The sequence below is a fragment of the Erwinia sp. AK-PDG3-5 genome (assembly GCF_056821705.1).
The window spans coordinates 1756993-1780980 of sequence record NZ_CM165967.1 but is presented as its reverse complement, the minus strand read 5'-3'; the positions used below and the strand labels follow the sequence as shown (position 1 = coordinate 1780980).

The 23988-nt window shown below is 57.9% G+C and carries 22 protein-coding genes and 1 tRNA gene; 8 read left to right on the top strand and 15 right to left on the bottom strand.

All coding sequences use genetic code 11. The annotated features are described in order from the left end of the window. The first annotated feature begins 6 nt into the window (after window positions 1–6). The 5 genes from AC1UKS_RS08010 (at window position 7) to AC1UKS_RS07990 (ending at window position 5865) form a co-directional block, all read left to right on the top strand. Window positions 7–954 (top strand): ABC transporter permease, encoded by a 948-nt coding sequence (locus AC1UKS_RS08010; protein WP_134824522.1) that lies wholly within the window; start codon window positions 7–9, stop codon window positions 952–954. Next, a complete protein-coding gene (locus tag AC1UKS_RS08005; RefSeq protein WP_482436342.1) occupies window positions 951–2732 on the top strand; it encodes a dipeptide/oligopeptide/nickel ABC transporter permease/ATP-binding protein in 1782 nt (593 codons plus the stop codon). The genes AC1UKS_RS08010 and AC1UKS_RS08005 overlap by 4 nt, the downstream gene beginning before the upstream one ends. Continuing rightward, complete coding sequence (locus AC1UKS_RS08000; protein ID WP_482436340.1) at window positions 2732–3505, top strand: ATP-binding cassette domain-containing protein; 774 nt, start codon at window positions 2732–2734, stop codon at window positions 3503–3505. Before AC1UKS_RS08005 ends, AC1UKS_RS08000 begins: the two co-directional genes overlap by 1 nt. A gap of 13 nt (window positions 3506–3518) precedes the next feature. Then, window positions 3519–4304, top strand: coding sequence for a FadR/GntR family transcriptional regulator (locus AC1UKS_RS07995; protein ID WP_482436339.1), 786 nt, complete (start codon window positions 3519–3521; stop codon window positions 4302–4304). Between the two features lie 100 nt (window positions 4305–4404). Further along, window positions 4405–5865 (top strand): AMP nucleosidase, encoded by a 1461-nt coding sequence (locus AC1UKS_RS07990; protein WP_482436338.1) that lies wholly within the window; start codon window positions 4405–4407, stop codon window positions 5863–5865. 120 nt (window positions 5866–5985) lie between these two features. On the opposite strand, the gene AC1UKS_RS07985 is transcribed toward AC1UKS_RS07990, so the two are convergent. The 6 genes from AC1UKS_RS07985 to fusA form a co-directional block, all read right to left on the bottom strand. Continuing rightward, window positions 5986–6702 (bottom strand): ABC transporter ATP-binding protein, encoded by a 717-nt coding sequence (locus AC1UKS_RS07985; protein ID WP_482436337.1) that lies wholly within the window; start codon window positions 6700–6702, stop codon window positions 5986–5988. Continuing rightward, window positions 6699–7574 carry an ABC transporter ATP-binding protein gene (locus AC1UKS_RS07980; RefSeq protein ID WP_482436336.1) on the bottom strand — a complete coding sequence of 292 codons (876 nt, stop codon included), beginning with the start codon at window positions 7572–7574 and terminating at the stop codon, window positions 6699–6701. The genes AC1UKS_RS07985 and AC1UKS_RS07980 overlap by 4 nt, the downstream gene beginning before the upstream one ends. After that, the gene (gene livM, locus AC1UKS_RS07975) at window positions 7571–8857 is read right to left on the bottom strand and encodes a high-affinity branched-chain amino acid ABC transporter permease LivM (protein WP_482436335.1); all 1287 of its coding nucleotides are present in this window, start codon (window positions 8855–8857) and stop codon (window positions 7571–7573) included. Before livM ends, AC1UKS_RS07980 begins: the two co-directional genes overlap by 4 nt. A 10-nt stretch (window positions 8858–8867) precedes the next feature. Then, the gene (locus tag AC1UKS_RS07970; protein ID WP_338574434.1) at window positions 8868–9782 is read right to left on the bottom strand and encodes an ABC transporter permease subunit; all 915 of its coding nucleotides are present in this window, start codon (window positions 9780–9782) and stop codon (window positions 8868–8870) included. 103 nt (window positions 9783–9885) lie between these two features. Next, the gene (locus AC1UKS_RS07965) at window positions 9886–11001 is read right to left on the bottom strand and encodes a branched-chain amino acid ABC transporter substrate-binding protein (RefSeq protein WP_410173058.1); all 1116 of its coding nucleotides are present in this window, start codon (window positions 10999–11001) and stop codon (window positions 9886–9888) included. Window positions 11002–11434: 433 nt separating this feature from the next. Beyond that, the gene (gene fusA, locus AC1UKS_RS07960) at window positions 11435–13540 is read right to left on the bottom strand and encodes an elongation factor G (protein ID WP_482436333.1); all 2106 of its coding nucleotides are present in this window, start codon (window positions 13538–13540) and stop codon (window positions 11435–11437) included. 221 nt (window positions 13541–13761) lie between these two features. On the opposite strand from fusA, the gene AC1UKS_RS07955 reads away from it, so the two are divergent. Beyond that, complete coding sequence (locus AC1UKS_RS07955) at window positions 13762–14070, top strand: ArsR/SmtB family transcription factor (RefSeq protein ID WP_013202889.1); 309 nt, start codon at window positions 13762–13764, stop codon at window positions 14068–14070. Between the two features lie 192 nt (window positions 14071–14262). On the opposite strand, the gene AC1UKS_RS07950 is transcribed toward AC1UKS_RS07955, so the two are convergent. Beyond that, the gene (locus AC1UKS_RS07950; RefSeq protein ID WP_482436332.1) at window positions 14263–15384 is read right to left on the bottom strand and encodes a Gfo/Idh/MocA family protein; all 1122 of its coding nucleotides are present in this window, start codon (window positions 15382–15384) and stop codon (window positions 14263–14265) included. 291 nt (window positions 15385–15675) lie between these two features. On the opposite strand from AC1UKS_RS07950, the gene AC1UKS_RS07945 reads away from it, so the two are divergent. After that, window positions 15676–15751 (top strand) — tRNA-Asn (locus AC1UKS_RS07945). 54 nt (window positions 15752–15805) lie between these two features. Here the strand turns inward: AC1UKS_RS07945 and AC1UKS_RS07940 are convergent. The 6 genes from AC1UKS_RS07940 to AC1UKS_RS07915 all read right to left on the bottom strand — a co-directional run bounded on the left by AC1UKS_RS07940 (window position 15806) and on the right by AC1UKS_RS07915 (window position 21054). Next, the gene (locus AC1UKS_RS07940) at window positions 15806–16138 is read right to left on the bottom strand and encodes a type II toxin-antitoxin system PemK/MazF family toxin (RefSeq protein ID WP_482436331.1); all 333 of its coding nucleotides are present in this window, start codon (window positions 16136–16138) and stop codon (window positions 15806–15808) included. After that, window positions 16139–16396, bottom strand: a complete 258-nt coding sequence (locus AC1UKS_RS07935; RefSeq protein WP_482436330.1) for an AbrB/MazE/SpoVT family DNA-binding domain-containing protein — start codon at window positions 16394–16396, stop codon at window positions 16139–16141. It abuts the gene before it with no gap. A 259-nt stretch (window positions 16397–16655) separates the two neighbouring features. Beyond that, complete coding sequence (locus AC1UKS_RS07930; RefSeq protein WP_482436329.1) at window positions 16656–17312, bottom strand: DUF998 domain-containing protein; 657 nt, start codon at window positions 17310–17312, stop codon at window positions 16656–16658. Between the two features lie 13 nt (window positions 17313–17325). Beyond that, a complete protein-coding gene (locus AC1UKS_RS07925) occupies window positions 17326–18207 on the bottom strand; it encodes a siderophore-interacting protein (protein WP_482436328.1) in 882 nt (293 codons plus the stop codon). A gap of 152 nt (window positions 18208–18359) precedes the next feature. Further along, the gene (locus AC1UKS_RS07920) at window positions 18360–19589 is read right to left on the bottom strand and encodes an MFS transporter (RefSeq protein WP_482436327.1); all 1230 of its coding nucleotides are present in this window, start codon (window positions 19587–19589) and stop codon (window positions 18360–18362) included. Window positions 19590–19641: 52 nt separating this feature from the next. Next, a complete protein-coding gene (locus tag AC1UKS_RS07915) occupies window positions 19642–21054 on the bottom strand; it encodes an EmmdR/YeeO family multidrug/toxin efflux MATE transporter (protein WP_482436325.1) in 1413 nt (470 codons plus the stop codon). Between the two features lie 173 nt (window positions 21055–21227). Here AC1UKS_RS07915 and AC1UKS_RS07910 point away from each other — a divergent pair, with 173 nt between their 5' ends. Further along, window positions 21228–22298 carry a LacI family DNA-binding transcriptional regulator gene (locus AC1UKS_RS07910; protein ID WP_482436324.1) on the top strand — a complete coding sequence of 357 codons (1071 nt, stop codon included), beginning with the start codon at window positions 21228–21230 and terminating at the stop codon, window positions 22296–22298. A 28-nt stretch (window positions 22299–22326) separates the two neighbouring features. Here AC1UKS_RS07910 and AC1UKS_RS07905 read toward each other — a convergent pair whose 3' ends face one another. Further along, window positions 22327–22647 carry a DUF496 family protein gene (locus AC1UKS_RS07905; protein ID WP_013202899.1) on the bottom strand — a complete coding sequence of 107 codons (321 nt, stop codon included), beginning with the start codon at window positions 22645–22647 and terminating at the stop codon, window positions 22327–22329. Window positions 22648–22802: 155 nt separating this feature from the next. After that, window positions 22803–23861 carry an FUSC family protein gene (locus tag AC1UKS_RS07900; RefSeq protein ID WP_013202900.1) on the bottom strand — a complete coding sequence of 353 codons (1059 nt, stop codon included), beginning with the start codon at window positions 23859–23861 and terminating at the stop codon, window positions 22803–22805. Window positions 23862–23988: the final 127 nt, after the last annotated feature.

Below are 23988 nucleotides of genomic sequence, written 5' to 3'. Positions count from 1 at the left end.
GTGGTTATGTGGAGCTACCTGTTAAAAAGGCTGTTATCAACCGTGCCGGTGTTTATCGGCCTGTCGCTGATTGTGTTTGTGATTATGGCGATGATCCCCGGCAACCCGGCACAGGCGTTACTGGGCGCCTGGGCTACCCCGGAAAACGTCGCGCGCATCAATCAGGAGCTGGGGCTGAACAAGCCGCTGTGGCAGCAGTATCTGATTTGGGTCGGCAATATGCTGCACGGTGACTTTGGCCGATCCTATGTGCTGAATCGCCCGGTGATTGATGAAGTGATGCAGCGCCTCGGCAATACGCTGATCCTCGGCGGAAGCGCGCTGTTAATCAGCACGGTGTTAGGCTTGCTGGCGGGGATTGTCTCAGCGGTAAGGCAGTTCGGCTGGGGTGACCGGCTGATTACCCTGCTGGTGCTGATCGGCATTTCGCTGCCGTCATTCTGGATTGGCCTGGTGATGATTATGCTGTTTGCGGTCCAGCTGCAATGGTTCCCGGCCTCGGGTATGGTTGCCATTTGGGGCGGTGGCGGCTGGCTGGATCTGTTGCAGCATCTGGCAATGCCCGCCGTGACGCTGGCGATTGTCGCCACCGGCGTGATTGCCCGCCTGACCCGCACCGCGATGCTGGAAGTACTGCGTCAGGACTTTATCCGTACCGCGCGCGCCAAAGGATTGTCCGAGCGCAAGGTGATCTATGGCCACGCTTTCCGTATGGCGCTGGTGTCGGTGATCCCGGTTATCGGCATTCAGGCCGGTTTTGTGCTGGGCGGCGCGGTGTATATCGAAACCGTCTTCCAGTGGCCGGGCCTTGGCGCGATGCTGGTCAATGCCGTTTCCACCCGCGATCTGCTGCTGGTGCAGGGCGGCGTGCTGGTCGCGGCCTGCGCCTATGTGTTGATCAACCTGTGTGCCGATATCCTGCAGGCGCTTCTCGACCCGAGGTTAAAATCATGAGCGAGACACTCTCACCGACGCGTCAGCGCCGTTCAGCCTGGTCGCTGCTGCTGGCTAACCGGCTGGCAACCCTCGGGCTGATTATTCTCACCCTCTCGGCGCTGGCCGCACTCGGTGCCCCGCTGCTGCCGCTGGCGGATCCCGATGCTACCGATTTACTGAAGCGCCTGTTGCCGCCGTTGTCACCCGGCCACCTGTTAGGCACCGATCCGCTGGGCCGGGATGTGCTGTCCAGGCTGGTGTGGGGCACCCGGGTTTCGCTGGCGGTCGGCATCAGCGCCACCCTGCTGGCGGCCTTTTTCGGCACGCTGATTGGGCTGATTGCCGGTTACGCCGGCGGGAAAGTCGACAGCCTGCTGATGCGCTTTATCGATATGCTGATGGCGTTTCCCTACATCCTGTTAGCGCTGGTGATTGTGGCGGTACTCGGCCCTGGCCTGCTTAACGCGCTGTACGCTATCGCCGTGGTCAACATTCCGTTCTTTGCCCGTAATATCCGCGGCCTGACCGTCGGCCTGCGCCAGCGTGATTTTGTGCAGGCGGCGCGGCTGTCCGGCAAAAACCATACGCAGATCCTGTTCACCGAGGTGCTGCCCAACGTGTTACCGGTGATTGTCATTACCCTGTCCACCACCGTCGGCTGGATGATCCTTGAAACCGCCGGCCTGTCGTTCCTTGGGCTGGGCACGCAACCGCCAGCGGCGGATTTAGGCTCGATGCTCGGCCAGGGCCGCGCGCAGATGTTCAGCGCCCCGCACGTTTCGGTGGTGCCAGGGGTGATGATTTTTCTGCTGGTGATGAGCTTTAACCTGCTGGGCGATGGCATCCGCGATGTGCTGGATCCGCGTCTGAAATCCGGCGTCTTGCTCAGAGCCAGAGCGGTAACCCGCGTCACCCGCCCGGCCATCCCGGCCGCCACCCAGGGCGAAGCGGCGTTACTGGAGGTGGTCGACCTGGCGGTGAGCTTCCGTTCCGGCAGCCAGCTTCAGCCAGCCGTTCGCGGCATCAGCTTTCACGTTAAGCGCGGCGAATGCCTTGGCCTGATTGGCGAAAGTGGCTCCGGCAAAAGCGTGACCGCGCTGTCGGTGATGGGGCTGGTGGCTTCGCCGCCGGGCGAAATTACCGGCGGCGCAATTTATGTCGCGGGCGAAGAGATGCTGTCACTGCCGCAAAAAACGTTGCAGCATCGTCGTGGCGCGCGGGTGGCCTATATATTCCAGGATCCGCTGACCACGCTGCATCCACAGATGAGCATTGGCAGCCAGCTGATTGAAGCGATCCAGGCCCACCAGCCGTTAACCTCCGCCGCTGCGAAGCCCAAAGCGCTGGAGTTGCTGACCAGCGTCGGCATCCAGGACGCGGCGCCGCGTTTTCATGCCTATCCGCATCAGCTTTCCGGCGGACAGCGTCAGCGGGTGGGGATTGCGATGGCGCTGGCTAACGATCCGGACATTATTATCGCCGATGAGCCCACCACCGCGCTGGACGTCACCGTGCAGGCCCGCATTCTGGAGTTGCTGCAGCGTTTACGCCGTGAACGGGGCCTGACGCTGCTATTTATCACCCACGACTTTGGCGTTATTGCGCAGATTTGCGACCGGGTCGCGGTGATGCGTTTTGGTGAAGTCGTCGAAACCGGCGACACCCGGCAGGTGCTGGATCATCCGCAGCACGATTACACCCGCCGGCTGATTGCCAGCGTGCCGAAACTGGGCCAGGGACGTCAATTTTTGCAGCAGGTCGCCGGATTGTATCCCGCCACCGTGAAGGAGGGATGATGAGCAACGTGATTGAAGTGAAAAATCTGGTGAAAACCTTTGGCCGTAAAGGCCGCTGGTTCGCGGCCGCTGACCACCAGGTGCATGCCGTCAAAGGGGTGTCGCTGCACCTTGCCGCCGGGGAGACGCTGGCTGTCGTGGGTGAAAGCGGTTCGGGCAAAAGTACCCTGGCCAGAATGCTGGTCGGCCTTGAAACGCCGACCTCCGGCAGCATCACGTTAATGGGCCAGCCGCGCCCGCAGCAGGCGAAAGCGTCGGGCCGCACCATTCAGTATGTGTTTCAGGATCCGGTGGCGTCGCTAAACCCGCGCAAAACCATTGCCGATATCCTGACGATCCCGCTCAGTCACCTCTGCGGATATTCTGCCGCACGGCGCAAAACCCGCATGCTGGAACTGATGGAGGCGGTACAGATGCCCGCCGATGCCCTGCTCGGTTATCCGCATGAATTTTCGGGCGGCCAGGCACAGCGTCTGGCCATCGCCCGCGCGCTGGCGGCGGAAGCACGGATTCTGGTGCTCGACGAGCCGGTCAGCGCGCTGGACGTCTCGGTGCAGGCGCAGGTGTTGCTGCTGCTGGACCAGCTGAAAACGCAGTTTGGCCTCTCCTATCTGTTTATCAGCCACGATCTGGCGGTGGTGGAATCCATCGCCGATCGGGTGGCGGTGATGTATCGCGGAGATTTGGTAGAATGCGCTCCGAACGAGGTGCTGTTTGCCTCTCCTCAACACAGTTATACCCAGACGCTGCTGGCCAGCGCGCCCCGGCTGTAAAGGACATAATGCGATGAATGCCGAAAAAATCCCGCAGGCGGACCCCGTCCGCCGCAAGCGGACCGATGAAATCGTCGACGCGATCAAAGAGAGCATCGTGCGCGATAACCTGCTGCCCGGCGATCGTCTGCCGCAGGAAAAGGATCTCGCCAGCCGTTTTGCCGCCGGGAAAAGTACCGTGCGCGAAGCGTTAAAATCGCTGGAAGTTCAGGGGCTGATCCGCACCAAAACCGGCCCAGGCGGCGGTGCGTTTATAGAATCCATGAGCGACAACCGCGCGATGAGCCTGCTGTCGAACTACCTGTTCACCCGCGAGCTTTCCATCGCCAATATCTATGCCCTGCGCAAAGCCCTGGAGCCGCTGGTGGCGGTCAGCGCCATCGACAATATTGATGCCGCCGGATTTGAGCAGCTGCATACGCTGATAAAAATCTACGATCATGAACCCGCTGACGAGCAGGAGCGCTGGAACCAGCGCATGGCCGAGCTGGATTTTCATGGCGTGGTGGCCAGTTATTCCGACAACGTGCTGCTGGCGTTTCTCTGTCACTTTTTACAACGGTTGCTAAAGGATCTGGCGGTGTGCAAGGACATTTATCAGCGCCCTGAGCCGGTCAACCGCCGCGCGGGCATTGAGTATCAATATCGCCTGATTGAGGCATTGCGCCGCAAAGATGCCGGCGAAGTCGAACGGATAATGACCGAGCATATGCAGCATGCGGAGAACGCCATGCTGACGCTGGAAGCGACGCTGGAAGAGCGGTTTTTGAGTGAAAAGCCTGCCGCCGATCGCGAATAATCTTAAGTTGCTCAGCAGATTAGCTTCTCCCAAGGCGGCCTGCGCTAATTTCAGCTACCATGCTGTGAAGTTAACGTGAAACACCGACCAGGGAGATACCATGACTCAGCCTTCTGCCCCCAAGGGGTTGTCCGTCGCCGAGGCGCTGGACAAACTTGATGCCCTGTATGAAGAGGCCGTAACCGCCCTGCGTACCGCCATCAACACCTATATCAGCAGCGGAAAATTGCCGGAAGAGTCGGCTCGCGCGAATGGACTGTTTGTCTATCCTGAACTGCGCGTCAGCTGGGCCGGCGATGAATCCGGTCACCGACTGACCCGTGCCTTTGGCCGCTTCACCCGTCCGGGAAGCTATGCCACCACGGTGACCCGTCCGGCGCTGGCCCGCCACTATCTGTCTGAGCAGCTGGAAATGTTGACGGGGGAATATCCCGTCACGCTGGAAGTGAAACCGTCAAAGCAGGAAATCCCCTTCCCCTACGTAATCGACGGGTCTAACCTCGGCCTCGATCGCACCATGAGCGCCGGGCTGGCCAAGCATTTCCCGACTACCGAGCTGGCGCAGATTGGCGATGAAAATGCCGATGGCCTGTATCAGCCGGGTGAAGAGTTCCCGCTGTCGCATTTCGATGCGCTGCGTACCGACTTCTCGCTGGCCAGGCTGCGTCACTATACCGGCACGCCGGTGGAGCATTTCCAGTCCTACGTGCTGTTCACCAACTACACCCGCTATGTCGACGAGTTTGTGCGTTGGGGCTGTGAGCAGATCGCCGATCCGGCGTCGCCTTACGCAGCCCTGTCCTGTGCCGGCAGCATTTTCGTCACCGCAGAGACGCCAAACCCGCAGGAAGCGATTTCCGGCCTGGCCTGGAAGAACCACCAGATGCCCGCATGGCATCTGATTGCTAAAAATGGTCAGGGCATTACGCTGATCAATATCGGCGTTGGTCCGTCGAATGCCAAAACCATTTGCGACCATCTGGCGGTGCTGCGTCCGCACACCTGGCTGATGATTGGTCACTGTGGCGGCCTGCGCGAAAGCCAGAGCATCGGCGATTACGTGCTGGCGCATGCTTACCTGCGTGATGACCATGTGCTGGATGCGGTGCTGCCGCCGGACATCCCGGTGCCGAGCATTGCCGAAGTGCAGCGCGCCCTGTATGACGCCACCAAGCATGTCAGCGGCATGCCGGGGGATCTGGTGAAACAGCGTCTGCGTACCGGCACCGTGGTCACTACCGACGACCGTAACTGGGAGTTGCGCTATTCCGCCTCGGCGCTGCGCTTTAACCTCAGCCGCGCGGTTGCGGTGGATATGGAAAGCGCCACCATTGCCGCACAGGGTTATCGCTTCCGCGTCCCTTACGGCACGCTGCTGTGCGTTTCCGATAAGCCGTTGCACGGTGAAATTAAGCTGCCGGGCCAGGCAAACCGCTTCTATGAAGGGGCGATTTCCGAGCACCTGCAAATTGGTATCTGTGCGATTGATTTACTGCGGGCGGAAGGCGACAAGCTGCACTCGCGTAAGTTACGTACCTTCAACGAGCCGCCGTTCCGCTAGGTTTTACCCGACGCCGCGGCAGAAATGCCGCGGCGAAAAGATGACTTCCGGCTAAAGCGCCGCGAATGCAGAGCCGCCAGACCAGCCTCCCTCTTCCGTAATCTCTCAGTTATGTCCCCGTTATGTTCCACCCAGATAGGCGCTTCTGACCTCGGGATTGACCAACAGCTCCTGCCCGCTGCCGCTCAGGCGAATCTGCCCGTTGACCATCACATACGCCCGATCCGACAGCTTAAGCGCATGGTTGGCGTTCTGCTCTACCAGAAACAGCGTCATGCCGCCTTGCGTCAGCTCGCGCAGGATCTGGAAAATCTGCTTCACCACAATCGGTGCCAGTCCCAGGCTGGGTTCATCCAGCAGCAGCAATTTTGGCCGGCTCATCAGCGCGCGGGCGATGGCCAGCATCTGCTGTTCGCCGCCCGACAGCGTCATCGCGCGCTGGCTGCGGCGCTCCTGCAGCCGGGGAAACAGGTCATACATTCGCGCTTTATCTTCATGTTGGTAACGGCTGCCGATCGGGATGGTGCCCATCAGAAGGTTCTCCTCCACCGTCATATCGTGGAAGATACGTCGTCCTTCAGGCGCCTGCGCAATGCCGTTGCTGGCGATAAAGTGGGTGGATTTTTGGCTGATATCCTCGCCGCGAAAGAGGATCTGCCCGGCGGCAATGCGCGGCTGGCCAAATATCGACATCAGCAGCGTCGACTTGCCCGCGCCGTTGGCGCCGATCAGCGAGACGGTTTCGCCTTCATTGACCGTCAGCGAAATCTCCTTCAGCGCCTGAATCGGGCCGTAAAACACGTTCACCTTGCGGAACTCCAACATCGGCTGGCTCATCCGGCGATCTCCTCTTCGTCTGCACCCAAATACGCCGCGATGACGCTGACGTTGCTCTGGATCTCCTTTGGTGTGCCGCGCGCAATCACATCGCCGTGGTCCAGCACGATCACATGGTCGGATATCTCCATCACCATGCCCATATCATGCTCAATCAGTAACACCGTGACGCCATGCTGCTGACGCAGAAAACGCACGATTTTGCTCAGCGCCTGCGTTTCCACCGGATTTAGCCCGGCTGCGGGCTCGTCCAGACAGATCATCTCCGGGCCGGTACACATTGCGCGGGCAATCTCCAGCCGCCGCTGCTGGCCATAGGACAGCGTTCCTGCCAGCCGGTTGGCACAATCCACCAGGTTCACCACTTCCAGCCAGTAGAAGGCGCGGTCCAGCGCCTGGTTTTCTGCCCGACGGTAGCCTGGCGTATTGAGGATCCCCGCCAGCAGATTGCGGTTAGCCTGCATGTGTTGCGCCACCAGCAGGTTCTCGACCACCGACATTTCGCGGAACAGGCGGATATTCTGGAAGGTGCGCGCCAGCCCGGCCCGGTTGACCAGGTGCGTGCCGCCAAACATTTTGTAGTAGATGCGGGAACCGAGGCGGGCGGGATTGATGAAATCCGCCGGCCGGATCTTCTGCCCCAGTACCTGGATCACATCGGTCATCCGCGACTGCGCGTTCAGCACAATTGAGCCGCCGGTGGCCTGATAAAACCCGGTCAGACAGTTAAATACCGTGGTTTTTCCCGCGCCGTTCGGCCCGATTAAGGCGGTTATTGAGCCGCGCTCGACGTCCAGATTGACATCATTCAGCGCCTTGATGCCGCCAAAGTGCATCATCAGATGTTCAACACGCAGGATGCTGTCGCTCATGGCGCCACTCCTTTTCGTGTTGGCACGCCGACGCGGCTGGTGCGCACCAGGCCTCGCGGCCGCCAGATCATCATCAGCACCATCAGCACGCCAAACAGCAGCACCCGGTATTCGGCAAAGCTGCGTAAAAGCTCAGGGGCCACGGTCAGCACAAAGGCCGCCAGCACCACGCCAAGGGTGGAACCCATGCCGCCCAGCACCACGATGGCGAGGATCAATGCGGACTCAAAGAAGGTAAACGAGGTCGGGTTAACAAAGCCCTGATAGGTGGCGAAGAACACCCCGGCAATCCCGGCGGTAGACGCCCCCATCATAAACGCCGAGAGCTTGACCAAAACATGGTTCAGCCCCATCGCGCGGCAGGCAATCTCATCTTCACGCAGCGCTTCCCAGGCACGTCCAATCGGCATGCGGGTCAGGCGATGCTTGATAAACAGCACCAGCACCACCACCAAAATCAGCACCGTATAGATAAAAATAAACTTCAGGTTGGGGTTATAGCTGATATTCAGAAACTCGTGGATCGGTACGCCGCCGTCCTTCGCCCTGCGCCCAAACTCGAGGCCGAAGAAGGTCGGTGAAGGCACCGAGACGCCGTTTGGCCCACCGGTGAAACTCACCCAGTTGGTGAGTACCAGCCGGATAATCTCGCCAAATCCCAGCGTCACAATCGCCAGATAATCGCCGTGCATACGCAGCACCGGAAAACCCAGTAATGCCCCGGCCAGCGCCGCCATCACCGCCCCCAGCGGCAGCATCGCCCAGAAGCCCAACCCTAGATACTGATAGCCCAACGCCAGGCCATAGGCACCGATGGCGTAAAACGCCACGTATCCCAGGTCCAGCAGGCCCGCCAGTCCCACCACAATATTCAGCCCGAGGCCGAGCAGCACGTAGATCAGGCCCAGAATTGCCACGGTTAGCAGATACTTTGTGGCGACAAACGGGAACAGCATGCCCAGCACCAGCAGCAGCGGAATGATCCAGCGCATCCGGCTGCGGTAATCCGCTGGCCGGACATACACGCCATCGTCAGCCCCTTCAAAACGGGCGACAAATTTACGGCCGGTGACGCTTTGCAGCGTCAGGCTCAGCAGCAGCTTCCCCGCCATCACCACGCCCACCAGCACCGCCACCCGCTGCGGCGACAAATCGTAGCTGTAGCCCTTCAGCACAATGCCAACTATCGGACCAAACACCACCAGCGCACAGAGTCCGGCCAGGACCGTATCAATCAGGCTTTGTTTTATATTCAGGCCCGGCTTAAGAGAAGCATCCGTCATCATTAACTCCCTAAACCTTGGTCACCAGCGGACGACCCAGTAAACCCTGCGGGCGGAAAATCAAAATCACCACCAGCAGCCCAAAAGAGAACACGTCTTTGTAATCGGAGTTCACCATGCCAGCAAACTGCGCTTCCGCGATGCCCAACAGCAGGCCACCCAGCATCGCGCCAGGCAGTGAACCGATCCCGCCCAGTACCGCTGCGGTAAAGGCTTTGATGCCGATAATAAAGCCGGCGTAGAAATCGAAGGTGCCGTAGTTCATGGTCACCAGCACGCCCGCCAGTCCGGCCATCGCCGCGCCAATCACAAACACCAGCGAGATCACCCGATCGGTATTGATGCCCAGAATGGAGGCCATGCGCCTATCCTGCTGCGTGGCGCGGCAGATGCGTCCCAGCCGCGTGTACTGGATGATCCAGGTGAGGATGGCCATGCCCAGGAACGCGGCGATCAGGATAAAGACTTTGGTCCAGGTGATTTGCACGATGCCGTCGCCGACGTCAAAACGCAGCACACCGGTGAGCATGGTCGGAATGCCCTGCTGGTTTGGCCCCTGGCTGAGTTGCACGTAGTTTTGCAAAATCAGCGACATGCCGATGGCCGAGATTAACGGTGCCAGACGGGTTGAGTTGCGCAGTGGCCGGTAAGCCACCCGTTCAATCGCCCAGCCGTAAACGCCGGTGATTACGATGGTGAACACCAGCGTACCGAAGATCAGCAGCGGGAAGGAGTGAATACCGAAGGAGGCGAGCAGCGCCAGACCGATGGCGCAGAGGTAAGCGGAGATCATATACACTTCGCCGTGGGCAAAGTTAATCATGCCGATAATGCCGTAAACCATGGTGTAGCCGATGGCGATCAGGCCGTACACGGCCCCCAGCGTCAGCCCATTAATCAGCTGTTGCAGAAAGAATGCTTCCATTGTGTCCCGTCTCGCCTGGGGTAAGCCGCCGCGGATCGCGTCCGCGCCGGCTTAGCTGTTGCGACGTCCTGCCGGTCAGGCAGGCTGGAGGTAGTGCAGCGAATCAGAGCTGGTGATATTTGCCTTTGTCATCCCACTTGTAGACCACGTAATCCGAGACTTTCAGGTCGCCTTTGCCATCCCAGGATTTCGGTCCCATGACCGTGTCGACGGTATGCGATTTCAGCCATTCGCTGGCTTTGGCATTGTCTTTACCCGCGCCGTTATAGGCGGCAGCAATGGCCTGAATGGAGGCATAGGCATACAGGGTGTAGCCTTCTGGCTCAAAGCCGCCGGCGCGGAATTTATCGATCACCGGCTTGCCTGCCGGGATGGTGCGCGGATCGTTACCGAAGGTCATCAGCACGCCGTCGGTAAACTGCGGTCCCCCTGCGGCAGTCACCAACTCTTCCGTCACGATGCAGTCGCCGGAGAAGAATTTGGCCTGCACGCCCTGCTCACGCATCTGGCGAACCAGCGGACCCGCTTCCGGGTGACAGCCGCCGAAGTACACCACGTCCGGTTTCAGCGCGCCGATTTTGGTTACCAGCGCATTAAAGTCTTTCTCGCCACGGGTCAGACCTTCGTACAGCACCTCTTTGGTGCCGCGTTTTTCCAGCGCGGCTTTGGTGGCATCCGCCAGGCCCTGGCCGTAGGTATCTTTATCGTGGATCACCGCGATTTTCTTCGCTTTCAGCACGTCCAGCATATAGTTGGCGGCGACGGCACCTTGCTGATCGTCACGTCCGCACATGCGGAACATGTCTTTCTGACCGCGTTCGGTGATTTGTGGGTTGGTGGAGCCTGGGGTGATGGTCAGCACGCCCGCATCGTCATACACCACCGAGGCTGGCATGGTGGAAGAGGAGCAGAAGTGGCCAACCACCGCAGAGACTTTCGATTCGTCCACCAGACGGTTAGCGACCGCGACGGCCTGCTTCGGTTCGCAGGCGTCATCGCCCTGCACCAGCACGATTTTTTCGCCCTTAATCCCGCCCGCCGCATTGATGTCGGCTGCGGCCTGCGAGGCTCCTTTCCAGTATTGCGCGCCGTAGGTAGCGTTCGGGCCGGTGAACGGACCTGCCACCCCAATCATCACATCCGCGTGCGCATACAGCGCGGTACTTAAACAAGCAGCAATCACAACCTGAAGCGATAACGTATTTGATTTCAAAGACATTCGGTATTCCTCAGCACGGTTCAGATCCATACGCCGCCGGGCGGCGTGGGAAACAGCAATGATGGGTCGATATCCTGATAAGCGAGTGGGCCGCAAGCGGCTAAGGTTGATTAAGCAATATTCCCGCCATTTCACCATGAAACCGCTGATTTCTTTCAGATATGAGAGGTAACAGGGTGCAAACCGATGTTACAGCCCGTTCATCAGCGGCGTTTAGGGGTTAGCGGGAACACTGTTTGCCATGACCAGGCAGACTGGGACGCGCGGTTTCCGGACCGGCCAGAAACGTAAACATAGCTGCACTGTTGGCACGCTGCGCACTGCGCTGGTGCAAAATTGCGGGGCCGATCAACTCGTGGCGGGAATTTTTGCTGCGAATGTGAGGAAGCTGGCAGAGTGAAGAAAAACGGGAGCTTACGCTCCCGGTCTCCGGTTACGCCTTACCGCCGCGTGCGGCGATAATGCCATCCGCCACATTGCGTGGCGCTTCTGCATAATGGTGGAACTCCATGCTGTAGGTGGCACGACCTTGCGACATCGATCGCAACGTGGTCGAGTAGCCAAACATCTCCGACAGCGGCACTTCGGCGTGGATCACCCGGCTGCCCTGCAGTTCATCCATGCCCTGCACCAGACCGCGACGGGACGACAGAACGCCCATCACGTTACCGGCGTAATCCTCCGGCGTTTCCACTTCCACTTTCATCACCGGCTCGAGGATCACCGGCCTGGCCTGACGGGCCGCCGCTTTGAAGGCAAATATCGCCGCCATCCGGAACGCCATCTCTGACGAATCCACCTCGTGATAAGAGCCAAAGGTCAGCGTGGCCTTGATATCCACCAGCGGATAACCCGCCAGGATACCGTTATTCATCGCCTCACGAACGCCCTTCTCGACGGATGGAATATATTCACGCGGCACCACGCCACCTTTGGTCGCATCCTCAAAGGCAAAGCCTTTACCGGCCTCCTGCGGTTCCAGCGTCAGCACCACATGACCGTACTGGCCTTTACCGCCCGACTGACGCACAAACTTGCCTTCCACCTCCTTCGCCGTCGCGCGGAGGGTTTCACGGTAGGTCACCTGCGGCCGGCCGATATTGGCGTCGACGCCGAACTCACGCTTCATGCGGTCAACGATGATTTCCAGATGCAGCTCTCCCATCCCGGAGATAATGGTCTGGCCTGACTCTTCATCGGTGTGCAGACGGAACGAGGGATCTTCCGACGCCAGCCGCTGCAATGCCAGGCCCATTTTTTCCTGATCGCTTTTGGTTTTCGGTTCAATCGCCAGCGAAATAACCGGTTCAGGAAACTCCATTCGCTCAAGCGTAATCACCGTATCAGGATCGCTTAACGTCTCTCCGGTTGTCACCTCTTTCAGCCCGACGCAGGCGGCAATATCACCGGCGCGGATCTCGTCGACTTCATGCCGCGCGTTGGCATGCATCTGCACGATTCGGCCAATGCGCTCCTTTTTGCCCTTAATCGGGTTATAGACGCTGTCGCCTTTGCGCAGCACGCCGGAATAGACGCGGACAAAGGTCAGCTGGCCGACAAAGGGATCGGTCATCAGTTTGAAGGCCAGCGCCGAGAATTTTTCCTCGTCATCGGCACGGCGTTCAACCTCGTTACCCTTCTCGTCCAGCCCTTTCACCGGCGGGATATCCAGCGGCGAAGGCATCAGTTCAACCACCGCATCCAGCATGCGCTGCACGCCTTTGTTCTTGAACGCGCTGCCACACAGCATCGGCTGGATTTCGCCGTTGATGGTGCGCTGGCGCAAACCGGCTATCACCTCTTCTTCACTGAGGTCGCCGTCCTGCAGATACTTTTCCATCAGCGTATCGCTGGCTTCGGCGGCGGCGGCGACCATTTTTTCACGCCATAACTGCGCCGTGCTCAGCAATTCGTCAGGGATCGGCTGATAGCTGAAGGTCATGCCCTGGCTTTCGTCATCCCAGAAGATGGCGCGCATTTTGTTCAGGTCGATTACCCCACGGAAGTTTTCTTCGCTGCCAATCGGAATGACGATCGGCACCGGATTGGCTTTCAGCCGGTCGATCATCATCTGCACCACGCGGAAATAGTCCGCTCCCTGGCGATCCATTTTATTGACGAATGCCAGCCGGGGAACACGATACTTGTTCGCCTGCCGCCAGACGGTTTCCGACTGCGGCTGCACGCCACCCACCGAGTCATACACCATCACCGCGCCATCCAGCACGCGCATTGAGCGCTCCACTTCAATGGTGAAATCGACGTGGCCGGGCGTATCAATAATGTTGATGCGGTGCGGTTCAAAGGTGCGATCCATGCCGGGCCAGAAACAGCTTACCGCAGCTGAAGTAATGGTAATTCCACGTTCCTGCTCCTGCGCCATCCAGTCCGTCGTCGCAGCGCCATCATGCACTTCACCCAGCCGATGACTCATGCCGGTATAAAAGAGGATGCGCTCGGTGGTGGTGGTTTTACCGGCATCAATATGGGCTGAAATACCGATATTACGGTAGCGAGCGAGGGGGATTGTTCGGGGCATAGGAGTTCCTTAGTCACAGGGACAGACTTCAGGCTGGCAGCACCCGGCCAGCACTAAAGCGGGTTTATAGTGCGATAATAATAGTACAACTGTACGAGTATATTCGAACTATTAAAGCCATCGACTAAACTGATGATGGGCAGGTCGCGCAGGTTTTGGCCTTCAGGTATAGTAGCCGCCGCGTTCTGTGCGCGCCTTACTCCCCGAACAAAAGGACAGTTATGATTGCCAACCACCCTGAACCTCAACAGATTCGCCTGGAAAACGTGCTTTTTGCGTTGGGCAATCCGCTCCGAATGGAAGTGGTGAGGATCCTGGCTAATCAGGGTGAACAGGCCTGCGGCACCTTATTACAGGGGCTGGCGAAATCCACCATGACCCACCACTGGCGCGTGTTGCGGGAAAGTGGCGTGATTTGGCAACGGCCAAACGGGCGGGAGAATTTACTGTCGCTGCGAAGGGAAGATTTAGAAGCCCGTTTCCCTGGGCTGCTGGAGTCCTTGCTGGCAGCCATGGAGAGCCAGCGGTAGCAAAGCGGTGATTCAGCGTCAGTGACGCGGTGATTCAGCAGTAGCTGAGCGTTGCCTTTGCGTCGGTGAAGCGTGAATCCAACGTTAAGTGAGCGCATCCCTGCGCGGCAACTGCGGGCCTCGTTCAGCCCGCAGATCGATTGGTCAGACCGTCATCCAGCGGCGTCCCAGCGCGGAACTCGCCATTCAGACTCAGACCTTCATCCAGCGGCGTTCCAACGCGGACACGGCGATCGCTTCCAATACTTTCGACACCTGCAATCCCTCAGCAAAATCCGGCCACATGCGGTCGTTAGCGGCAATGCCGTTAATCAGGTCGCGAATTTCCACCGTTTTCTGATCGTTAAAGCCAATGCCGTGCCCGGCCGAGATACAGAAGTTGGCATAATCCGGGTGTGCCGGCCCGGTCAAAATGGTTTTGAAGCCCTGACGGCCAGCCGGATCGTCATGAATATACAGCTCCAGTTCGGCCATGCGCTCCTGGGTATAGCGGATGGTTCCTTTGGTGCCGGTCACCACATAGGTCAGCCCCATTTTGCTGCCGCAGGCAATGCGTGAGGTTTCTATCACCCCGTGCGCGCCATTGGCAAAACGCAACAGCGCGCTGGCCTGGTCTTCGTTCTCCACATCGCGCAGCTGCGACGGATCTTTCGGGTCCGGGCGCTGCTTGATCACCGTCAGCATGTCGCCGGACACCTCGCTGATGTTGCCCACCAGGAAATGCGCCATGTTAACGATATGCGCGGCAAGGTCGCCCAGTGCGCCCAGCCCGGCCAGCGCTTTCTGGCAGTGCCAGTCAAGCGGCGTATCAGGGTTAGCCAGGTAATCTTCGTTATGGGTGCCATAAAAATGGATCACGTCACCAATTTCGCCACGGGCAATGATTTCCTGCGCCAGCTGGCTGGTCGGGTTTTTCATATAGTTGAAGCCAACCAGCGTTTTGACGCCCGCCGCTTCGGCTGCCCGCACCATCTCTTCGGCGTCGGCCACATCCAGCGCCAACGGTTTTTCGGAATAAACATGCTTCCCGTGACGGATGGCTTCCAGCGCCATCTCTTTATGCAGGAAATTCGGTGCGCAGATGTCCACCACATCAATATTGGGATCCGCCACCAGCTCACGCCAGTCACCCGTTGAACGCGTAAAGCCCAGTAACGCAGCCTGCTTCTTCGCCACTTCCGGATTCACCTCCGCCACCATTTCTCGCACTATCTCGCCTTTCAGTGCGAAGACGGTTGATGCCTGAGCGTAGGCAATTGCGTGACAACGTCCGATATACCCGGTTCCAATCAGTCCAATTCTGACCTTTTCCATACATGTTCCTTGCAGGTTAGCGATGCGAATGCATGGAATGTATATTTCATAATTACGCTCCACAACGTGAAAATGAAATAAACGTGATCATTCTGACGAAACGGACTGCAACGCGTGCTGCAACAAAGAAAAGCCTTGCGGGGCGTTACGCAACCTTTGCACCATGCTGAATGCCGCCAAGCTGCGGAAATTTCGATAAAATGCTGCTTTATTCAGCAGTCAGAACAAAATCGCAAATCAGGCTTTGACATCACCCTGCCCGCTAGATATTATGCGCCCCGTTCCATCAATTCCTCTGTAGTTCAGTCGGTAGAACGGCGGACTGTTAATCCGTATGTCACTGGTTCGAGTCCAGTCAGAGGAGCCAAATTCGAGAAGCCCGCTCAGGGAAACCTGAGCGGGCTTTTTCATGCTTAAAAGCTTAAATAAGAATAGTTTCCAGTCTGGCCAGCACTTCATTAACAACATCATCGGGCAGACGTTCCAGTCTCTCACCGTGCCGGGCACTCATATCAATGGTGCTCGGCTGATCGCAGCGAATCACACCCGTTGTTTTTGTTCCTGCTCCATCCAGTGATACGGTAAATCCCGCTGTGTGGGCGAAGTTGCCACCTCGGGTAACGGGAAGGACGACAGGTAACTGAGTGACCCGGTTAAATGCGGCGGGAGATACAATGAGTACCGGACGAGTTCCACGTTGTTCATGTCCCGCTGTCGGATCCAGTGAAACGAGCCAGATTTCCCCTCTCTCCATTTACAGGGCCTCCTTGCCTGCCACAGGCGTATCCATCCATTCCCGATCTTCTTCGCTCATTTCAGCCTGCGGATCGCACTGTGCCAGCAATTCCTCAAGCGAATAACGGGGCCGTTTCTGGGGTTCAATAATCAGGCAGCCATTATTAATGGTCATGCCCACTTCGCTTTCTGTCGACAACGCCAACGTTTTTAACACGGCGGGAGGAACTGCCAGCATGACGGATCCGCCAACCTTTTTCAGACGAGTGATATACATAGAGCCCCTCCTGATATTATATTTTAATATAACATTAATGGCAGCCGTGCACAGTTTTCAGCCAGAATCATGGTGATTTCCTTAGTTGGATTCAGCGTGAAGGTTGTCGTGCAGGCAGGTACGGACTTCACGTCAGACAGGCTGATTAGAGAAGACTATTCAGGCAGTTCAAAGAATTATTTCGAATCAGATAAATAAAATGCGGCACAGGTTCGGGATCTGGCCTGCGCCGGAGAGCGATTACCGCGCGGTTAAGTGCTTATCCCTCAGCTCGCACGCCCCTGCCTTTCACCAGTAACATCACGCCGGTAAAAATCTGCCAGAAAGTAATGGGATACACCGAGGCCCTTTCGATAATGCCGGTTGGCAGCACGTTGAGGGGGATCAGAAACATGCTGAGCAGGCCGATGCAGCCAAGCACCACACTCAATATGCTGTAATCGCGCAGGTCCTTTCGCTGTCGCAGCAACCCGCCGACGATTATCAAACAGAGATTTCCTCCGCCGATCGCCATGATCGCGCCAGCCTGATGCACGGTGAAGCCACTGGCTTCTGTGCCGCTGTGAAAGAGTGCAATCACTACCCCGCCGATGCCATGCAGCAAGCCGGTCAGCAAAAAGCCTTTTTGGCCCGCGCCGGTGAAGTTTGATCGCAGTAACAGACAGGCGAGGAAGAAAAGCACGCCTTCCGCCGCGAAGCCACTGTTCATAACCGCGTGGAGCGGCGAGCAGACATCACGGCCATCAGGCAATACGCCGCACTGGGCAATGCCCAAATCGCTGATGTAGTTTTGACTGAAGAAGTACGGTGGCGTGGTCCAGGCGCGAGAGGCGACTTTTTCGGCCAACAGGTATAACAGGCCACCCAGTGCAAAACTGAGTGCGCCCAATTTGGTTGCAAGCTGTCGTGAATTCATCTGCTTCCGGTGATTAGCGGCCCCGACCCAGCGTCCAGTATGCCATAAAGTTCACCACTTCACGGTCCAGCTGAAACTCATCAATCAGGCAGTGGCGCAGTTTTTTGACCACGCCCGATTCGGCGGCCACCCAGGCGTTAAATCCGTGCTTGCCTTCCGCACGCTCCCAGATGCCATCTTCAATCAGGCTTTTGTTTTCCAGCGACTGCTCCGCGACGCGCGCGCAGTCTGGAAGGGTCAGATGATCGCGAATCGCCTTCATCAGCAAGCTGCCCTGAGGGTGATCCTCGCGCCCCAGCCAGTGAATCTCAGCAAAAGGAAAATCTTGCTGCTGAGCATCGGTGATATGCGGGACCTCAAAGAACGCCTGCACCTTGGGCGGCTCAGCCAGCGTTGCCAGCTGTTCCAGAATGCCCACCGCCGCAGGCACCGCGGTTTCATCGGCAATCAGCAACGCCTGTTGGATACCCTCATGCCAAATCCATTCATAGCCGCCGCTGTCATCCGCAGAGGCCGCATTCGGCGCAACAATCTGCATCTTAGCGCCGGTGCCCGCATGCATCGCCCAGCGCGAGGCAGGACCGGTTTCGCCATGCAGCACGAACTCCACGTCCATCTCTTTCTGCTCGCGGCGCAGTCCCCGCAGCGTGTAGGTGCGCATGACCGGGCGTTGCGGCTTTGGCAATGCCAGATAATCCTGATACCAGCCTTCACTGACCGGCATCGCCGGACAGGTGCCATCCTCGCCCGCAAACATCAGCTTGATGCGCTGATCGGGGGATTCATGCTTCATCTCCAACACATCGTCGCCGGTGAACACACAGCGCAGTAAGGAAGGCGTGATCTGAATGCGTTGTTTGAGCGTAACGTTGAAAATCCGGTAGCCCGCGGCCATGGTGCTGCTCCTTCAGGGAAGTTATTGCGATGTTCCAGCCGTCTGGCGGCGTTCAGCAACGCAATATAACGATAATCATTATCATTTAAAAGATGAAAATGATTTCAACCCTTAACATCTCTTTACCTCCCGTGCAGAACATTGCTAACAATTCAGTCGTTGTGCAGGCGCTGACGGCGACGCAGGCCAGGGAACCACACCATCCACAGCCCGACCACGATCAGCGTGCCGATCCCGCCGACTGCAGCCGCTGGCGCCGCCCCAAGCCAGGCGGCAAGCATGCCGGATTCAAACTCGCCAAGCTGGTTTGAGGTGTTGATAAAGATCGAGTTAACCGCACTCACCCGCCCGCGCATCTCGTCAGGGGTATCCAGCTGCACCAGCGAGCCACGGATCACCACGCTGACCATATCAAATCCGCCCAACGCTAACAGCGCCAGAATCGACAGCCACAGCTCTTTCGACAGGGCAAAAATCAGCGTGGCGACGCCAAATCCAGCCACGGCAGCAAACATCGTCATGCCGACATTGCGTTCTAAAGTACGGCGGCTGAGCCAGAAGCCCACCAGCAATCCGCCCACCGCTGGCGCACCGCGCAGTAATCCCAGCCCCCAGGGACCGGTATGCAGGATATCCTTGGCAAAGATCGGCAACAGCGCCGTCGCGCCACCCAGCAGCACCGCAAAGAGATCCAGCGAGATCACGCCCAGGACATCCGGCCGGTTGCGGATAAAGCGCACGCCCGCAAAGACGCTTTCAAAGGTTGCGGGCGTCCTTTTCGGTGGCGCATGCTCATAACGCAGACGGCTGACCATCAGTATGGAAATCAGATAGAGCAGCCCGGCCGTGAGATACACCACGCCCGGACCGGCAACATACAGGAAGCCACCGAGTGCCGGGCCAAGCATCGAGGCGGTCTGCATCGAGGCACCATTGGCAGCCGTTGCGCGGGCCAGCATCGCCGGTGGCACCAGCGCGGGCAGCATCGATTGTAACGACGGCGCTTCCAGCGTTCTGGCCACCGAGATAATGAACACCAGCCCGAGGATAATCACCTCGTCGGTTTTGTGTGCCAGCGTCAGTCCCGCCAGCACCGCAATGGCAATCCACTCGGTGAGCTGGCCGAAAAGCACCACCCGGCGGCGATCGAACTGGTCGGCGACGTGGCCTGCGGGCAAGGCCAGCAGAACCGCCGGCAGAAACTGCACCAGGCCAATGAGGCCCAGATCCCAGGCGCGGCCGGTGATGGAATAGATCTGCCAGCCCACCGCAATGGAGAGCATCTGGAAACCGAAGCTGGAGGTGGTGCGAGCCAGCCAGAATGCGACGAAAGAACGGTGTTGAAACAGGGAATCCGCCCTGGCGGGTGCAGAAGAACGCATAGCGATTTTTTACCTGAATATTTTTATTTTATTGACCAGATGACACTGCCGGCTATTTGTATTTCCACAACCAGCGGCCGCTGTTCAGACGGCGATAGAAAAAGAAGCCACGCACAATCCAGTCCATAAACATGCCAAGCCAGATGCCCACCACGCCGAATCCCAGTACCACACCGAGCGTGTAGCCAGCCACGATGCGGGCGCCCCACATGCCCAACAGCGAGATCCACATGGTGAATCGCGCATCGCGTGCCCCTTTCAAGCCCGCGGGCAAGACCCACGAGGCCGCCCAGAAAGGCATAAACGCCGCGTTAAGCCAGACCAGGATTTTCACCACGTGGATAACATCGGGATCCTTGGTGTAGAACGACGCGAGGATGCCGGCGAACGGCACCGTTATCGCCGCCAGTAAACATAAGCCAATGGTGGATAGCCAGAAGATATGCCGGAGCTGACGTTCCGGCTGCAGCAGCTGGCCCCGGCCTAATCGCGTTCCGACAATGATGGTGGAGGCCGATCCCAGCGAGTTCCCCGGCAGGTTAATCATCGAGGCAATCGAGAAGGCAATAAAGTTACCGGCGATAACGTCGGTGCCCATACCGGCGACAAAGATTTGCGTCAGCAGCTTACCGCCGTTAAACAGCACCGATTCAATACTGGCCGGCACGCCTATCCCCAGCACTTCCATCAGGATGCTGGTATTCAGGCGCGTGAAGTAGCTTTTCAGGGTGATTTTTAACCGCGGGTTGAAGCCAATCATCAGCACGTATATCACCGCCAGCGCGCCGATATAGCGCGAGATGGTTAAGCCGACGGCCGCGCCATCAAAGCCCAGCCCTTTCCAGCCAAAGCAGCCGTAAATCAGTGCGGTACTGATCACAATATTCAGAATGTTCATTCCGCCGTTAATCAGCATTGGAATTTTAGTGTTGCCTGCGCCGCGCAGTGCGCCACAGCCAATCAGCGCGATCGCCGCTGCGGGATAACTCCAGGCGCTGATGGTCAGGTAATCCAACGCCAGCGCTTTCACCGCCGGTTCGGCACTGCCGGCAATCACATCAATAATTTTTACGCCAAAGAACTCGATCAGCAGCGCCAGCAATACGGCAAACAGCGTCATCAGCACCAGCGATTGTCTGGCTGCCGCTTCCGCCCGTTCGCGATTGAGTTTTCCCAGACTGAAGGCCACCACCACGGTGGTACCCAGATCGATGGCGGCGAAGAAGGAGATAATCACCATATTGAAGCTGTCTGCAAGCCCCACTCCCGCCATCGCCTCTTTGCCCAGCCAGCTCACCAGGAAGGTGCTGAGCACCCCCATTAGCAGGACGCAAAGGTTCTCGAAGAAGATCGGCACGGCCAGCGGGGTGATTTCTCGCCAGAATAAAACTCGGTAGGAATGTCTTTTGGGATACCACGCCGTATTTTTGATCGCCTGCAGCAGAGAGACTCTGAAGTTTTGCAAGGTAGTTCCAGCCAGGAAGAGGTAAGTAGTCCTTATTGATGATGGTAAAAGGCTGACTATTATGCAAAGTCTTTTTTTTCGCGCTGCACAAAAAGGCGGTCAGCGGTCAAAGAAGTTTCCGCTGTCTTCAGGCTTTATTGCTAAACTGCCGCGACGATTTTCAGGAGAAAGCCATGAAGCCCCGTTCCGTTACGCTGGATGATGTTGCCGCTGCCGCAGGAGTCTCTTACCAGACGGTTTCCCGCGTGCTGAACCATTCTGCCCGCGTGGCGGAAAAGACCCGGCTGAAAGTGGAAGCGGCAATGATGGCGCTGAACTATGTGCCTAACCGCGTGGCGCAGCAGCTGGCCGGAAAACACGCGCGTACGTTGGGTCTGGCCACCAGCGATCTGGCGCTGCTGGCCCCGGCGCAAATGGCGTCGGCGATTCAGCAGCGTGCCACCGCGTTGGGTTACCGGTTGGTGATTGCGATGTCAGCCGATCAGGGGGCAGAAGGGGCGGTCCAGGAATTACTGGCCCAGCGTGTGGATGGATTCTTGATTAACCTGCCGCTGGATAACATCAGCGCCAGTCACATCGCCGCCCTCACCCGCCCTCTGCCGGGGCTGTTTCTCGATGTCCCGGATGATGCGCCGGTACCAGCCTGCCAGTTCAGTGCGGAAACGGGCGCCCGCCAGGGAATAGAATATCTGCTGGCGTTGGGGCACCGGGAGATTGCACTGCTGAATGGGCCGAAAGCATCGGTGGCGGCCGCCTCGCGGCATCATACCTGGCTTAAGGTTTTGCAGGAACATCAGCTAACGCCGCACCGTGAACTGACCGGGGACTGGAGCGCCGAATCAGGCTATCTGGCCACCCTTTCTCTCTTTGGCAGTGCCCTGCCGACCGCCCTGCTGGTCGCTAACGATCAGATGGCGTTAGGCGCGCTGCGGGCACTGCATCAGGCGGGATTGCAGATCCCTGCGGAGATTTCGGTGGTGGGCTACGACGACACGGCCGAGAGCGCATGGTATCAACCGCCGTTGACCACGGTGCGTCAGGACATCAAACAGCTCGGTGAACGCAGCGTGGACTGGCTGGTGAAAACGCTTGGGGAGGAGCAGAGTCCGGCGCAGATGCGCCCGTTTGCTACCGAGTTGATCATCCGGGAAACCACCGCCGCGCCGCCGCAACAGCGGGCAGATGTGCAGGCGATTACCGGAAAGCGTCAGCAACGTGCAGAAAAAACAAAGGGCGATCGATGATCGCCCCTGGAGTCTGAGTCGCTAAACCTTACTGCGGTTTAGGCTCGCCCATCGCTTTCAATTTTTTCGACAGGTCACGGCGCTCTTTCGACAGATCGGCATTTTTGATGATGTAGTCATCAACACGATCTTCGTAGTCGCTTCGCATGCTGCCAATGATTTCCTGGATGGCTTCAATGCTCATGCCCGGTTTGATGTATTCGCCAAGGTTATCGAGCAGCAAGACACGCTTCTGGTTATCACGAATTTTCTTTTCGTTATCGTGAATCTCGCGCTGCAGCTTGTTCTTACGACGGAACATCCGCACGAACTCCAGCACGTCCTGAAATGATTGCTTTGCATTTTCCATGAAGACACCTTTCATTTAGGCCTGTTCGCACAGGCGTCATTATCGTAGCACTCAGCTTAGCGGCTCACCGCGGCCGAAGGCAATTTTGAAATTGTAGAGTCGGGCCCTATCTTAGCGCGAACGACTGTTTCCCGCAGTAAGTTGTTGCATATCGCTTATTTACGCAAGACCAGCCGCATCAAATCAGACAATCTTTCCAGTTGCCCCGCCATTTCCAGGCTCAGCCAGACGTAGCCGTGGATCGCCGTCTCCACCCGTTCGTCGCTGTCATATTCTTTGATTAACTGCCGCAGTTCGCGACTGACTTCCGCCAGTTCACCACTGTAAGCCGCAATTTTGTCCGTATTGCCTTCGACAATGGCTTTTGACAGTTTGCGTAGGGTGTTCTCGGTCATTTCCTGGGTATGACGCAGCGCCGGGGCGTTCAGCATGATCAGGTGGCTCTCGCGCGAGTTCCACCAGGCATTCAGTTGCAGCTCAAGGGTGCAGACCATATTGCGGTTCAGCGTCTGGATACCTTCAAATACCGATTTGGGAATTTTGGTCTCTTTACTGGACGGCTCAATCAGCGAGCGCATTTTGACCACGCCGGTTAACAATCGCTGCAACGGCCGCGTCAGCCGGGGCTTCTCCACCAGGTTCGGCGAGAAACCGGCGTGATAGATTTTGGCAGTTTCCAGCAGCGAATCTGAGAGCTTGATGCGCCAGTGGGTATAGGCTTTCTGCGGATAGATGCTGGTAAACAGCAGTGCCAGCAGCGAACCGAAGATCACATCGCCACCGCGCCATAAGGCGGTGGTCAGATCGCCCGGTGGTGCGCCGCAAATAACGGCCAGCGTGATGCCGATCAGCAGCGCCATGTAAGGGTGTTTACCGAGCGTCAGGAAACCACACAGGAACATCACAATGGTGCACCACACCAGCATTCCCGGCAGGGAAATCACTTCCAGCTTGAGGGCAATCAGCCCGGAGACAGAGCCAAAGATGGTGCCGCCGATGCGCTGCAGCGCACGGGGAAAGACGTTCCCCCAGGATGAAATGGGGCCCATCACCACCACCAGCGTGATCAGCGGCCAGGTCCCTTCCGGGATCTCCAGCAACCGCACCAGCAAAAAGGTCAGCACAAAGGCCAGCGCAATTCGAATGCCATGCACGGTGCGATAGTTGCGGTAGAGGGTGAATTCGAAGGCCGATAACGGCTTGTCCGGGCGCACACAGTTCTCCTGATAACAGTTGAAGCTGGGCATCATACCCGATCGAAAAAAGCGCCGTAATTGATTCTGCACTATTTTTAGTGAGGAATTTCCTTACATCTTTTAAGGAATAACACTTATTAACAAA